This window comes from Streptomyces sp. bgisy100, from assembly GCF_057709105.1.
In genome coordinates this window covers 136,025-150,032 of record NZ_JBYITE010000015.1, presented here as the reverse complement: position 1 = coordinate 150,032, position 14,008 = coordinate 136,025, and the positions used below count along the sequence as shown (strand labels likewise).

Genomic DNA, 14,008 nt, shown 5'->3' with positions numbered 1-14,008 from the left:
GTCGGGGAGCGCATCTTCCTCCGATTGCCGTCATCGGGCCCGGTGCGCTCCCGGACCGCGCGCGGCCGGGGATGATCTCTTGTGCGGTGACCGGATCTCCGGCCCCGGAACAAGAGATCATCCCCGGCCGCCCTGCTGTACTGCCGTCTGCCGCCCTGCCGCCCGAATTTCCGCGTCCACCGCTTCGGCTTCCGGCGTTCCGGCGTTCCGGCGTTCCGGCGTTCCGGCGTTCCGGCGTTCCGGCGTTCCGGCGTTCCGGATACAGCCTGTCATGCTGTACGCAGCGGTGCCGGTGTGCCCGTTCTAGGCCACATGTCCGGAGGGTCCGAGCTCCAGCAGGAAGAGTCCGGAGCTGCTCTTGGACTCCAGCGAGGGATCCGACCGGAGAATCGCCTGCTGAAGTCCCCGCACACGCGAGGATGGATCGATTCCCAGCTCTTCCCGGAGATTCTTACGCAGTATGCGGAACGCCTCCAGCGCCTGCGCCGGCCGACCCGCGCGGTACAGCGAAATAATGAAGAGCGAATAGAGATTCTCGTGCAGCGGGTACTGCACCACCAGACCGGAGAGTTCGCCGATCAACTCATGGTGTTTTCCCAGCCGGAGATCCGATTCCACCCGCTGTTCGACCACGCTCAATCGGTTCTCCTCAAGACTGATGCGGTGGGCCAGCAGTTGCGGCCCCACCCGTACGTCCGCGAGGACCGGTCCGCGCCAGATCCGTAACGCCCGGCGCAGCATCAGTGACGCCTTGTCGTTCTCGCCGTTCAGCAGAGCACGGCGACCCAGCTCCGCGAACCGCCCGAAAACACTGGCGTCCACCGCTCCGGGATCCGCTGCCAGGCGGTAGCCCCAGCCCGTGAACGGCAGTACATCGCGGGCGACCTCGGCGGCGCTGATCTGCAGGGCCCTGGCGAGCGAGCGCCGCAGCAGCACGATGTACGTCTGCACCGTGGTGACGGCGCTGGCCGGCGGGCCGCTCTCCCATAATTCGTCCACCAGGTGATCAACCGGGACGACCTGGCCGGCGCGGGCCGCCAGCAGGGCCAGCAATTGCCGCGGTTTCGGAGCGGTCGGCGCCGCTTCTCCGCCCGTGGACCGAACCGCCAAAGGCCCAAGAATTCCAATGTCCATGTTGGTTCTCCCCCCGAAACACATACGCCTCGACGTCGACTCGAGAAAATCGATGCAGTTGAGAAGGCGTACGTTCCGTCGCCGTGCAGACTTCGCGGCCGCACGGATCAGCCACGAAGAAAAGTTCCGTTCGATGCACCAATGGACGCAGATTCCACCGGGATGTCATCGAAATATTTTTGACGCCGTATCGCCTGAATCCTACCGGGACCACCTTCAACTATGTCAAGGGCGCATCGAGCTTTACGGCGCCCTGGCCATCGTGTGCCCATGTTAGCCGGAAGTAAAAATCGGAATGGCTCATTCCACCCATGTTCGGGATGACGGAAGGATGTCGTGCGGGAGCTTCGCGGGTTAAAGGCCCGCTATTTTCGAGAGTCATTTCGATATTCGAGAGAAAGGTGCCGCGCCAGTCCCCGTTCCGTGTACGCGTCCCGCTGCCTTGAGCGTTTCTGTGGCGAGCTCTGACACGGTGTCGCGCCCCCCATGGCTGCAGCGGGCTCCATGGCGGCAGCAGACAAGGAGACGGATCGTCATGATCTCTGCTCACCAGCGCGCGGTGCCACGACGGCAGCCGGCGCCCGGCGGACCGGTGGCCGCCCCTCCCGTCCACGGCAGCCCGGGGAACGGACCGGGGTCGGGCACGCACCGCCCGGCGACGGCCCCCGGAGGCCTGTCGTGACCGGCCGGAGCCCGGCAACGCCGTCGCACCGGGTCCCCTCGTCACCGCCGGTCCCCGCCTCGCACGAGGTGCGGGAGATCGCGGATGGCGTCCACGCCTATCTGCAGCCGGACGGCGGCTGGTGCCTGAACAACGCCGGCATCCTGCTCGGCAGGGACGGTGCCGTCGTGGTGGACACCGCGGCCACCGAGGCGCGGGCCCGCACGCTGCGGCAGACGGTGAGCGCGCTGAGTCCCCGGCCGGTGACGCTCGTCGTCAACACCCATAGCCATGGCGACCACACGTTCGGGAACCACCTCTTCGCCGAGGAGGCCACCGTGGTCGCCCAGGAGCGCGCCGCGGCCGAGATGGCGGAGCACGGACTGGCGCTCCAGGGCCTGTGGCCGGGAGTGGAGTGGGGACGGATCGAACTGAGCCTCCCCCGGGTCACGTTCCGCGACCGGATGACGCTGCCGGTCTCCGGTTTCCGGGTGGAACTGCTGCACCTCGGGCCGGGCCACACCGCCGGCGACGCCGTGGTGTGGCTGCCCGACCAGCGCGTGCTGTTCACCGGTGATCTGGTGTTCTCCGGGGCGACCCCGTTCGTCCTCATGGGGTCGCTGACCGGTTCGCTGCGGGTCCTGGACCGGCTGCGGGCCCTGGAACCGCTGCACGTCGTACCGGGGCACGGACCGGTCGGCGGGCCGGAGCTGCTGGACACCAACGCGGACTACCTGCGCTGGGTGCGCTCGGTCGCCCGGTCGGGACTGGCGGAGGGGCTCACTCCGCTGGAGCTCGCCCGCGCGGCCGGACCGGGCCCATTCGGTCATCTGCTCGACAGCGAGCGGCTGGTGGCCAACCTGGTGCGGGCCTGCGCCGAGGAGGCGGGTCTGGCCCCGGCGGGGCCGCTGGATGTGGTGGCCGCGTTCCAGGACATGGTCACCCTGCACGGGGGGCTTCCGGTCTGCAACGCGTGACGGACCGGACCCGCGTGAGGCCCGTCTCCGGAGACGACGAGGAGCCGGGCGGTCTCCACCGGATCGACGAGGAGGGCGGGCTCGGCGTCCGACGAGGAGCCGGGTACGGGTCTGTCGCTGTGACGGGACCGGACAGCCGCCCGGTCCCGTACCGGCGACCGGAACGCGATGGTCCGGTCGCGTTCCGGTCGGCAGAAGCAGCCCGTAGCGCAGCTGCCAGGCCACCGGGGCATGGGAACAGGGTCCGTACCGTGCGCCGATGGCGCCCGCGGTCGCGGCCGTGCCCGCCCCGGCGGCCCGTCAGCCCGGCGGCCGTCCGCTCCGACGCGACACCGTCGGAGCGGCAGCGCTACTGCCGGGCAGCTCCGTTCACCCGCTCCGCCCCGGTGCGGGCGTCCTGCGGCGAAGACGTGGACGCCGCTGGGGCGGGCTGCGGCGCCGCGGTGGGCGCGGCCCCGTTGATCTTGTCGATCGCCTGCCGGGCCTGTTCGATCGGCGACTGGGTCCCCGCTGCCGGCGCGGACGGCGGCAGCGGGGGCCGGCCACGGTCCGGTGTGCTCTGCACCGCGGTCGGACCGAGGTTCTCCTGCCCGTTCTGCGCGGCGGACGACCCGGGACTCTCCTGTCCTCCCCGCGAAGGGGCGGACCGGGAGCGCAGACGATGGCTGGCGGCCTCGTCGAGGCTGACCGGGCGCTGCAGATGCGCAGCGAGCCGGCCGGCCTCCTGGCCCAGTGCCGCCACGTCCTCCCAGCGGAGTCGGAGCACCACGCGGAGTTCGGCTTCCCCGTCGGGCAGTGCGTGCAGGGGAAGGCTGCTCTGGTCGTTCATGTGCTGTTCCTCCCGGAATCCGACAGGGAGCGCGGATGACGCCGCGCGCCCTGAAGGTGCTGACGTGCACCGAGTGGTACGCACATTCGACTCCAGCCGTTCACCGCTCCCCCACATCGCGTGCTACGCGATCCCGGCAGACCGTCACCGGGTGCCGTGCGGACGGGCCACCCCGCCACCGGGCCACGGTGGGTGACCGGACGTCAGTCCGCGGCGGCGCCCTCCGGCTCCCGGGTCGCCCGGGCGGCGTCCAGCAGCATGCGCCCGAGTGCGGCGTCATCGGGCGCGCCCTTGGGCCCCGGACGATTGCGGATGCCCTCCGGAACCGCCGCGGCGACCTCGTCGAGCACCCGCTGGTGGACCCGCCGTCCGGCGTAACCGCCCGGGTCCCGGCCGAAGGCGACCGCCGCCCCCGCCAGCGCCGGGGCGGGTGCCCCGGCCGTCCCCGGCTCCCGCCCGGCCAGCAGCCGTCCGGCAGCGGATTCGCCCTCCCCGGGCCGGGTGAGCAGCAGGACTTCGGCCAAACGGCGCCCGCCCAGTTCCTCGTACGGATCGCACAGCAGCGCTTCGGCCACGGCCCGCGCCTCCCCGTCCTCGTCCTCCCGGCCCGCCAGGAACTCGGCCGCCGCCGCGGGCACCGACTCCCGGGGGCCGTGCCCGGCGACCCGGAGCGCGGCGAGGCAGAGCCGCAGGCGCAGCAGGGGCGGTGGGTAGCGGTCCGCTCCGCTGCCGCTGCCGCCGGACGGAACCGCGAGGGAGTCGGCGAGCACGGCGGCGTAGGCCGGACCGGCGATGAGGCAGGCGCAGATGTCGGCGAAGGCCTCGTCCGCCCAGTCGTTCCAGAGCGCGGCCCGGGACGCGTCGGGGGTGCTGTGCCGCAGCCGGTACGGCAGTGTCCCGGCGCGCAGCAGGTCGTCCTGGATGTGGTGGCCGACCTCGTGCGCGACGAACAGCAGACCCGGCAGGTGGTTCCGGTGGGACCACGGCAACTGGACGACCGGGAAGGGTAGGTGCCGCACCAGGTGCGATCCGGGCACGGTGTGGAGGCCGCCCCGGGGCAGCAGGTCGCGGTACTGGCTGCCCTTGCGGTGTGCGCGGGGGGACGCGTCGCGGTGCAGACTGACCAGCGGGGGTTCCTTGGGCACCTCGGCTCCGCCGGCCGCCGTCAGCGCGGCCCGGTAGCCGGACCAGGCGAGTTCGTCGGCGACCGTCAGGAATGTGGCGTGCGACGGGATGTGGCGCAGCAGCAGCTTGCTCCGGAAGTAGTCCCAGATGTGGTGCAGATCGAGTACTTCCGCGGGCAGGTCGGCCGGGGGCGGGACGGTGATCCGCTTCTGGGTGGCGGAGATCGCTCCGGAGAGCGTCGCGGCGATCCGGGCGAACTGACTGTGGTTCCGCTGCAGGGGGCCGCCCGGGCGGGTGTATTCCGTCCAGAGCAGCAGTTCCTCGCGGAGTCCCTGGAGTCCGTCGTGCAGCTCCGCCGCGTGCCGGGCGCCGGCCCACGTGCTCCCGGCCCTCGCCGTTCCTGCTTCCGTCCCGGCGGGGGCGTCCTCGCTCCGGGGTGGCGGAAGACCGGCCTCCGCTGCCGGTGGCCGGCGCCTCACGGTGCCTCGAAGGCCGAGGGCGTGGCGAAGATCGCTGTCGCTGCGGTCGCCAGGGACTCCCCGGCCCGCCAGAAGCGGTTCCCCACCGGACGGTCCGGCAGGGTGCCGCCGTGCAGCCGGTGGCTGAGCTCCGCCAGCGACTGCCCGTCCGCGAGGCAGCCGGCGAGGATCCGGGTCGTCCGGAGGCTGCCCGCCCGGTCGAGTCCGGCGCCGACGACGGTGGGCACCGACCCGTGGGCGAACAGCAGGGCGGCGAACAGGTTGCGCAGCACCAGCTGGCGTCCGACGTCGATGTCGGACGCGGGGCGCGGCGGGTCGAGCACCACGAGCGGTTCGGTTCCGGAGGGGAAGGCCTCGAACCAGCCCGCCAGTTGGAAGGGGTAGAGGTCGGTGCCGGTGGTTCCGCGGCGGGCCGGCCAGTCCTCGGCGTAGGAGGACAGGTCGAAGCACGGGGTGCCCTGGTGAATGCGGAGCGGCGCGTGGACGTGGATCACCGCGGCACGGCTGCCGGGTGCCGCGGCGAGTACGAGCGGACCGGCGGCCTCCACGTCGAGGACCCGCCATCCGGCCCGCTCGTAGGCGCCGACCACGTCGTGGGAGTGGCGCACTCCGCGGGGCAGCGCGGGCAGTTCCTTGCGCAGCGTCGCCACCTGCGGGACGCCGGGGCTGAGCTGCCGTCGCCGGCGCATCCGGAACGCGGTGATCAGCGCGATTATGCCGGCGGCTCCCGCGGTGGCCGGCAGTGCCGCCGCCGCGACCGCCGCGGCAGCGGCGGCGGACGCGGTGGCCACCGTGGCGAGGGCGGCCACCGCGTCGTCGGACATGCCGCGCCGGAGCTTCGTCAGGGCATCGGACTGCGCCCCGGATCCGGGCCGGGTGTCGGCGGGGGCGCCCTCGCCGACGACATCGACGACCGCCGAGCGCAGCCATCGGGCCTCCAGCCCCGAGGCCGCCCGGGGAAGGCTGCGGTAGACGGGCAGCGGCCGGCCTCCCGGCCAGCCGTCCGGCGGGTCGGACCACAGGGCCAGTTCCCAGGGCAGGGCGTGGACGATCGGGTCGTCGCAGTCCAGACGCAGGGCACCGGCGTCGCGGTCCGGCCCGGCCCCGCCCCGGGCGGCCAGCACCCGGCGCATGAGCGGCTCCACGTCCTGCCAGTCGGCGGCGAGCAGATCGTCGGAGGACAGCATGCGCTGCTGGTCGAGACCGTCGGGCCAGACCACCGGGACGATGTGCTCCCCGGGCCGCCTCGACAGGAGACCGGACACCGGCGGGACGTCCCGGCCGGGGGCGGGCCAGCCGAGTTCGCGCAGCATCCGCCGGGCGTGCTCGGCCGCCGCGTCGTCCCGGGCCTGCTCGGCACGGTGCAGCCGCAGCCGGGCCGCCCACGCCGTCGGACGCTGTACGGCGCCGGTCAGCTCCGCGGCCTTCTCGATGAGGTCCGCCGCCTGTCCCGGGATCTGGCCGGGCGCTTCGGCGAGGTACAGCAGGCACACCCCCCGCAGATGGGGGAAATCGCCACCCGCGGCGTGGAGTTGGGGCAGCAGCCGGACCGCCTGCGCGGTGGCACCGCTGCGCAGGAGTGCCTGGGTGCCGCGCCAGACGGTCAGCAGCCGGTCCTCCCCGAGCTCCCGGCACGCCTGCTGAAGGGCCACTTCGAGCCGGGCGGTCGCGCCGGCCACCGGGCTGCGGTCCCCGGCGAGCGGTCCGGTGGCGTCGTACCCGGCGAGTACGAGCCGCTGGGCGTCGGTGTCCTGGCGGGTGGTGGCGGTGGCGGGCGCCGGGGCGAGGAGCGGGCGCAGCAGTTCCCACCAGGCCGAGCCGCCGCCCGAGCCGTCCGCCCACAGGTCGTCGCGGAGTTCAGCGAGCAGCGCGACTCTGGCCTGCGGAGGGCTCAGCGCCGCCACCGCGGACTCCAGCGCGGCCGCGGCCTCGGGCGTCGGTTCGGGGTGCTCCAACAGCAGGCGCAGGGCCAGCAGTCTCGGCGAGGCCCGGTCCTCGGCCACGGCGGCCTGCGGAACGCATACGGGGCTGCCGGTGTCCGCCGGGGGGCGGGGCCCGCCGGGGAGCTCGAGGTCCGGGGCCATCCTGCGGAGGGCGCGCAGCAGCAGCGCCGCCTTCAGGTCGTAGACGGCGGCGGTGTCGTCGGGGGCGGGACCGTTGCCGTCGGAGGGCTGGTCCCCGCCGTCGGGGGCCGGCTGCGGCGCGGGCGAGGCGACGCGGGCGGCCGTGCGCAGGTCGCCCACTTCGTCGGCCAGGAAACGGGCGTGCAGGTAACGGCACTCGGGGTGGCCGTCCACATAGCCGAGTTCGGCCCAGAGCCGGGTGGCCCGGTGGAAGCAGCTCTCGGCCCGTTCGACGGATCTCAGCTCGCCGAGGACGGCGCCCCGGAGCTGCTCGGTCTCCGCGAGGTGGCGGTAGCGGGCGGTGCCGTCGATGCCCCGGGCGTGCCGCTCGGCCTCGTCCAGGGCGGAGAGTGCCGCGACCGCCCTGCCCAGCAGCCATGCGGAGCGCGCGCGGAGCCGGGCCGCCGTCGAACGGTGGGCCGGGTCGGCCCACCGGGCCTCCGTCAGCCGGCTCAGGGCCGCCGCCGGCTCGTGGCGGGAGAGGAGCACGAAGGCCTCCTCCAGAGCGGCCCGGCCGTCGGCGTTCCGGGCGGCGGACCGGTGCACGTCCACCGCTCTCCGGCACCAGTCGAGAGCCTGGTCGAGGCGCCCGGCACGGCTGTGGTGCCGGGCGAGCGCGAGGGCGGCCTGTTCGGCCATGTCCAGATCGCCGAGGTCACCGGCCCGTCGGCCCAGGGCCTCCAGAATGGCCGCGGCGGCTCCCGGATTGCGGTCGTCGGCGTGACAGTCGCTCAGCACCCGCCAGAGGTCGAGGGTGCGGACCGGGTCGGGATGGTCCCGCAGCGCCTGCCACACCGCTTCGGCGGCCTCGCGGTGCTGTCCGTGGATGCGGAGCAGGGCCGCCTGGACCGCGGTCCGGCGCGGGTCCCGGGCGTCGGGGCCGCCGGGTCGGCGGTAGGCGTCCGCGCGGGAGGTGTGGCGCTGCGTCTCGGACCACAGGGGGTCGGAGGAGTCGACCTCGTCGCGCAGTGCGGTGCGGAAGGCCGCGTAGGCGAGGTGCTGGTGGGCCTCGCGCAGCACGTCGGGGCCGACGAGGGGGCGCCCGTGGGGCCCGGGCCGGGGCCGGCCGTCGTCGTCGACGTACTCCTCCCCGAGGACCTCCCCGGCCAGTTCGCGGACCCGTTCGAACGCCCCGTCGTCCAGGGCGCGGTGGACGGCGCCGCGCCAGCGGTCCACGGCCTCCGGGTCGCCGGTCTGGAAGCGGTGGTAGAGCGCGTCGGCGAGGTTGGACGACCACTCCTCGGGGTTGCTCTCGGCCCGCTCCTCGAAGCGTCGGGCGAAGGCGAGGTGCAGCTCGCGGAAGACGGGCTTGTCGGCGATGAGCCGGCGCATCGGGGCCCGGACGTCGCTGTGGAAGACGACGGTGTGCTCGTCCCCGCTGACGTCGGAGATCCAGGACGCCTGTCCGGCGTAGCCGAGGAGACGGCGCCAGGCGCGCTTCAGCTCGTCGGCCTCCAGCTGCGGCGGGGCGAACGGTCGGGCCTCGTCCCGGGAGCCCGCACCGTGGTCGAAGGGGAAGACGTCGTCCCGGCCGCGCAGGTGGTGCCGGTCCTTGCGGGGGTCGTCACCGTCGCCGGGCACGCTCATCCCGCGGGCCAGGGGCCGGCACATCACGTCGGTGAGGTGCTCGAACCGCAGCCGGCGCGGCACCACGCCGTACCGCAGGAGCCAGCGCACGGCCGGGTCCTCGATCCGCTGCACGACCCGGTCGACGAGATAGCGGACGAGCGGTTCGTGGTTGCCCGCCAGCTCCTCCGGGGTGATGCCCGGTTCCTGTTCGATGGTGTCGGCGAAGAGGGCGAGGGTGAAGGGCAGGCCACGGGAGCGGGCGACGGCCACGGCACGGAGCCGGGGGTCGGTGACGCCCCGGATGTCGCGCAGGTAGCCGTCCGCGGTCTCGGGGGAGAAGCGCTTCAGCTCGTGGTGGGCGGCGGGGCCGAGCGCCCGGTTGGCCTCGGCGCACCGGCGTCGCGGATCGAACCGGCCGGAGAGGACGAGGCGGAGCCGCGGGCAGGCCCGGACGATCTCGCCGAGGAAGCGCAGCAGGCGGTCGGCGCCCCCGTCGGAGCGCAGGGCCGCCTCCTCCATGGTGTCGACGACGACGAGTACGGGGCCGGGGTGTTCCAGCCGGTTGAGCCGGTTGACGAACTGCCGGGTGACGGTGGCGCTCAGCGAGCGGGCGCCGGAGCTGCGCAGGGCGTGGGCCGCGCTGGCGGTGGCGTCGGTGGACTGCCTGCGTAACAGCCGCCGGTAGGGGGCGAATTCGTCGAGGCGCTCGAAGGAGCGCTGCGGCAGCCGCCGCTGGAGCTGGTCGGCGATCTCCAGCAGCAGGAGCCAGGGGTGGCGGGCGGCGTTGACCGGGTCCAGGACGTCGAGGTCCAGGCGGGCGCAGGCCACGTCCCGGGGGGCGGGGACGCACACCCGGGACACCAGCCAGCGCAGGGCCATCGTCTTGCCCGCGCCCCCGGTGGCGTACAGCTGGAGTACGCGGGGCCCGTCCTCCCCGAGCAGCTCCATGGCCTGTTCGCGCAGGCCCGCCGGTTCCCGGTAGAGCGCGGACCGGGCGTAGTCGGCCGCCCAGTACGCCTGGGCCCGCAGATAGCCGCTCCGGTCCAGGGCCAGTGCGGCGGTGCCGGAGTCGGTGTAGGGACTTCGGTCGGGGTCGGTGAGGACGTCGACGAGGTCCTGGCAGCGGGCGAAGTCCCGGTCGTGGTCGGCCTCCTCGAACAGGGCGCCGAAGAGCTCGGCCGCCGCGGCGGGGTCGGCCAGCAGCAGGTGGCGCAGCTCCTCGGTGCGGTCCCCCGCTGCCCGCCAGTGGGTGGCCAGCCGGTCCGCCAGGGACCGCAGTTCGGGCGGGGGCGTGCCGTCGGTTCCGTCGAACCAGCGGGCGAGGTAGTGCGAGCGGTCCTCGTCGGCGAGCTGGTAGCGCCCCTCTCCGCCGGGGAGCGGCACGACCAGGCGCTCCGCCACCAGATCCGGGAGGCCGGGGGCGGCCGGGCCGTCGCAGGCGGGCCGCAGCAGCTGGTCGTAGACGGTGCTGTCGAAGACCGCGGCGGCCGCCGCGGCCCGCAGGACGGGGCCCCACTCCGCCGGCAGCGCGGAGCGGCGGATGGCCTCCGGCGACTCGCCCGCGATGAGCCGCCGGACGAGCTCGGCGACGGGGTCGTCGGCGGCTCCCTGGGTCGGGTCGGTCACGGCACCTCCTCCGACATCCGCGCGCCCTTCAGCTGGGCGGGGGGAAAAATCCTGCAGAGCTTCCCGAACAGTCCCACGGGCACCGGACCGTTGCAGAACTTACCGCGCGCCGCTTCGAATACCTGCTCGAACCACTCGAACTGCAGCCCGCTGCGCAGGCAGTGCTCGCGGGCCAGCCGGTGGAACTCCCCGGCGTCGAAGTCCTCCAGCGACACCTGCTGACGGAGCATCTCGTCCTCGGCCGGCAGGGAGCGGTGGACCCAGTTGGGCTCGGCGACCAGGACGAAGCGCACCGCGCCGCCGCGGTCCAGGGCGACGGGCCGCAGCAGCAGCGGGTAGACGAACTGCTCGAAGGCCTCCGGCAGGATCAGGTCCGCATTGTCCATGACGATGACGTGCGGCTGTTCCTGGGCCGAGGCACGGAGCACCTTGAGGAGCCCCGCGAAGATCTCCGCCCGGCGCGCGTCGGGCCGGCTGCTGTTCTCGTCGAACGGCAGCCACTCGTCGACGGTCGAGCTGACCGGATCGGCAGAACTCGGGGGAAGACCCCGGACGGCGCGGTTGAACGGCTCGTAGGAGTCGGCGAACACCGCTTCCGGCATGGGGGTGAGCTGGACCGGGTCGAGACAGGCCTCCCGGACCACCCGGACGGTGTCCAGCCAGTCCTTGTGGGTGCTGCGCCGCTGCGGGCTGCCGGGCCCGGGCCGGGGAAGGTCCCTGGCGGCCAGGTCGACATAGGTGGCCCGTTCACCGCGCAGGGCGCAGGTCAGCAGCCACCAGTGGGCGAGCCAGGTCTTGCCGATCCGGTACTCCGGGAAATAGTGCGTCTCGCCGGTGAGGACGAGGAGGCGGCTGCCGCGCCGGTCCCGGCCGTCGCTGTCGACCGACCACCAGGCGATCCGGCGTTCCGCCGAGCGCCCCAGGAAGAGCCGCAGGTCCGCGTACTGCTTGTTGAGCAGGACATCGGTCAGGGACTCGTCCGCGAGCGCGAATCTGACGGGGACGGCCAGCTGCGGGTCGCAGACGGTGGTGAGGACGGGCAGCGCCCACGAGCCGTCCGCGGTGGGCTCCGTGCGGAGCCGGCGCCGGGTGGCGGCCAGCGCGTCCTCCAGGGGTTCCTGTGCCCCGAGCCGCCGGTAGAGCTCGGCGGAGAAGGCCACCGCGACCCGGGACCGGATGTCCGCCTGCATCGAGATGACGGCGCGCGAACCGGTCCTGAGGAAGGCGTCGGCGAGGCCCCCGAGCCGGTCCGCCGGGTCCTCGGCGCTGCGGCAGGCGTTGAGCACCACGAGCCCGGGCCGCCAGGAGGCCAGCTCGGTGACGCCGGTCGAATCCAGTTCCCAGCCCGGGCCGGCCGCGGCCGCACCGCCCGCCGGCGGACCGCTCCCGGGCACGCCGCTCGGGGCGAACGGGTCCTGGGCGGAGGCCCAGTTGAAGACCAGCGCCGCCGATCCTGCCTCGCCACGGGGCATCCCGTGTCCGATGAAGTGCAGCACATGGGGACGGAGCCGTTCGATCGCCCGGGAGAGCCCGGCCTTCGAGGGGCCGTCGAGCACCTCCACGTCGCACCGCCCCGGCCGGTCCGCGAACGCGCCGCGGATGGAGGCCACTTCCTCGTCGGCGAGGAGCGTGCGGTCCCGGGGGTTGCAGACCACCACCAGGATCCGCAGCGGGCCCAGTTCGGCCTCCCCCGGGCACACGGGGCACTCCCCTTCGCCCCGGCAGTCCCGGGTGTCGGCCGCCGCCTCCGCTCCGGCGTGCCGCAGCAACCGCAGGCGGTCGTCCTGCCAGAGCCACTGCGGCCCGCGGCGCAGCAGCTCCCAGGGGACGACCCGGAGCCGGGCGGGGCCGATCTCCAGCCGTACCCGGAGCGGTGTCCTCGCACCGGGACGGGGCCGCAGTCCGTCCCAGAGCTCGGCGACGGGCCCGTCGAACAGGGCCCCGTACATCAGCTCGCCCGCGGCTTCCCGTTCGGACTCGCGGACGCCCGGGTCGAAGAGCCCGTCGAGGCGGGCGGGGCAGCGGTCGGCGGGACCTTCCAGCAGGTCCGCCGCGCCGGCGGTGACGGTGTGCCGGGCCTCGGTGCCGTCGGCGGCGCGCAGCCGCACTTCCAGCCGGCTGCCCGGGGTGTCGTCCAGGGCGTGGATCGAGAGGACCGCGCCGGCGCGGTCACCGGCCGGGCAGGTGCCCCCGGCCGCGGCGGCAGTCATGATCCATGGCCGTGGTCGCCGCAGCCCTCCTGGCTCCCCGGGCCCGTATCGGAACCGGCACCGGTGACGGACGGGGCGGGCTGCTCGGCGACGGCGACGGTCTCGAGCACCGTCGCCGGATCCTCCTGGGCTTCCGCGAGCAGCAGCGGGGGGACCGGGGCGGGCGCGGCACCGCGGCCCGGCTGCGCGAGGTCGTACTCGGCCGAGACCTTCCCCAGCCAGCTGCGGCGGATCCGGACGACACGGTAGAAGGGGGTCAGCTCCCGGCCGACCCACTCCAGCCCCAGCCGGTTCCGCTTGCTGAGTGCGGCCCCCGTGGCGATGTCGGCGAGCTGCACCGGGCCGGCGCCCAGTCCGGCGGAGAGCCTGAGTTCGGCCTCGGCCCCGGAGCCCGCGGCGGAGAGGACGGTGCCCGCCCCCACGTGCACCAGCTCCGTGACCGCCAGCAGCGCCGGGTCCCACCTGCCCTGCCAGATCAGGGCGGCCAGGTCGGAGGCCAGCCGACGGGTGTCCGCCACCCCGCTCTGGGTCAGGCCGTTGAAGACCGCGAGGACGCCGGCGTCCCTGCCGAATTCGACCCGGATCCCCGCCTCGGCCTGGGCCAGCGAGGAGAAGGCGGCGTCGGTCGCGCCGGCCGCTTTGAGGTTCACCTTGGCCGAACCGGCGGAGTCGTAGACGAAGTGGTCCTCCGTCGACTGCGTGCGGGTGGCGAATGCCACGCCCCGCTCGGCGAGCGTGCCGGCGCTGCGCACCGCGTCTCCGTCGTGGACCAGGACGTCGCCCAGTGCCACCCGCCGGCTGAGCGGCCAGCTGAGCCACCAGTCCGACCAGAAGTCGCTCATGGCATCGCGGTACGCCTCGAATGTTCTCTGCATGCCCCGTCATCCCCCCGCTCGCGGCCGATTTCCCCCGGTTGCATCGGCCCGCACGCTAACAGCGCTTCTTGCCATAATGTGACCGCTCGGGCACGGTGCGCAAGGTTCGGATGAAAAGTGAACATCCGGAGCGGAAGGCGGATCAGTTCTGGCCGAGCCTGACGATTGTCGATCGGTTCTCGTCGGCTACCCCCGGTGCGCCCTCCTCCCGGGCGGGCCTCACCGGCGTTCCGTTCCCCCGGGCCCCGGAAGCCGGGTGCCGACACGTCGCACCGGCATCCGCACGCGGCGGGCGGCACTCGGGCAGCACGCCGCCGCGTGTCCGTCCATCGGTGTGCGGTGGGCCCGTTGCCCTGTGCCGACCGGCCCGTGCGGGGCGCCGGTTCCGCCGCCCCGGCCG

Annotated in this window: 7 protein-coding genes; 1 reads left to right on the top strand and 6 read right to left on the bottom strand. The window is 74.0% G+C overall.

The window, feature by feature from the left end; genetic code table 11:
* Positions 1-303: 303 nt before the first annotated feature.
* Positions 304-1,134 (bottom strand): AfsR/SARP family transcriptional regulator, encoded by an 831-nt coding sequence (locus AC3EQ1_RS13655; RefSeq protein ID WP_432094585.1) that lies wholly within the window; start codon positions 1,132-1,134, stop codon positions 304-306.
* Positions 1,135-1,812: 678 nt separating this feature from the next.
* On the opposite strand from AC3EQ1_RS13655, the gene AC3EQ1_RS13650 reads away from it, so the two are divergent.
* Positions 1,813-2,772, top strand: coding sequence for an MBL fold metallo-hydrolase (locus AC3EQ1_RS13650; RefSeq protein ID WP_432094584.1), 960 nt, complete (start codon positions 1,813-1,815; stop codon positions 2,770-2,772).
* A 349-nt stretch (positions 2,773-3,121) separates the two neighbouring features.
* Here AC3EQ1_RS13650 and AC3EQ1_RS13645 read toward each other — a convergent pair whose 3' ends face one another.
* From AC3EQ1_RS13645 to AC3EQ1_RS13625, 5 genes are all read right to left on the bottom strand, one after another.
* Positions 3,122-3,601: a hypothetical protein gene (locus tag AC3EQ1_RS13645; protein ID WP_432094583.1), complete on the bottom strand. Its 480-nt coding sequence runs from the start codon at positions 3,599-3,601 to the stop codon at positions 3,122-3,124.
* Positions 3,602-3,804: 203 nt separating this feature from the next.
* Positions 3,805-5,205 (bottom strand): hypothetical protein, encoded by a 1,401-nt coding sequence (locus AC3EQ1_RS13640; protein ID WP_432094582.1) that lies wholly within the window; start codon positions 5,203-5,205, stop codon positions 3,805-3,807.
* A complete protein-coding gene (locus AC3EQ1_RS13635) occupies positions 5,202-10,523 on the bottom strand; it encodes a hypothetical protein (protein WP_432094581.1) in 5,322 nt (1,773 codons plus the stop codon). The genes AC3EQ1_RS13640 and AC3EQ1_RS13635 overlap by 4 nt, the downstream gene beginning before the upstream one ends.
* A complete protein-coding gene (locus AC3EQ1_RS13630; RefSeq protein WP_432094580.1) occupies positions 10,520-12,733 on the bottom strand; it encodes a CHAT domain-containing protein in 2,214 nt (737 codons plus the stop codon). The genes AC3EQ1_RS13635 and AC3EQ1_RS13630 overlap by 4 nt, the downstream gene beginning before the upstream one ends.
* Positions 12,730-13,608: a hypothetical protein gene (locus AC3EQ1_RS13625; protein WP_432094579.1), complete on the bottom strand. Its 879-nt coding sequence runs from the start codon at positions 13,606-13,608 to the stop codon at positions 12,730-12,732. Before AC3EQ1_RS13625 ends, AC3EQ1_RS13630 begins: the two co-directional genes overlap by 4 nt.
* Positions 13,609-14,008: the final 400 nt, after the last annotated feature.

What these genes read in the sequence shown, in the direction of transcription:
- AC3EQ1_RS13645 (WP_432094583.1), bottom strand. Translation starts at nt 3,601, where the DNA reads ATGAACGACCAGAGCAGCCTTCCCCTGCACGCACTGCCCGACGGGGAA.
- AC3EQ1_RS13625 (WP_432094579.1), bottom strand. Translation starts at nt 13,608, where the DNA reads ATGCAGAGAACATTCGAGGCGTACCGCGATGCCATGAGCGACTTCTGG.
- AC3EQ1_RS13655 (WP_432094585.1), bottom strand. Translation starts at nt 1,134, where the DNA reads ATGGACATTGGAATTCTTGGGCCTTTGGCGGTTCGGTCCACGGGCGGA.
- AC3EQ1_RS13630 (WP_432094580.1), bottom strand. Translation starts at nt 12,733, where the DNA reads ATGACTGCCGCCGCGGCCGGGGGCACCTGCCCGGCCGGTGACCGCGCC.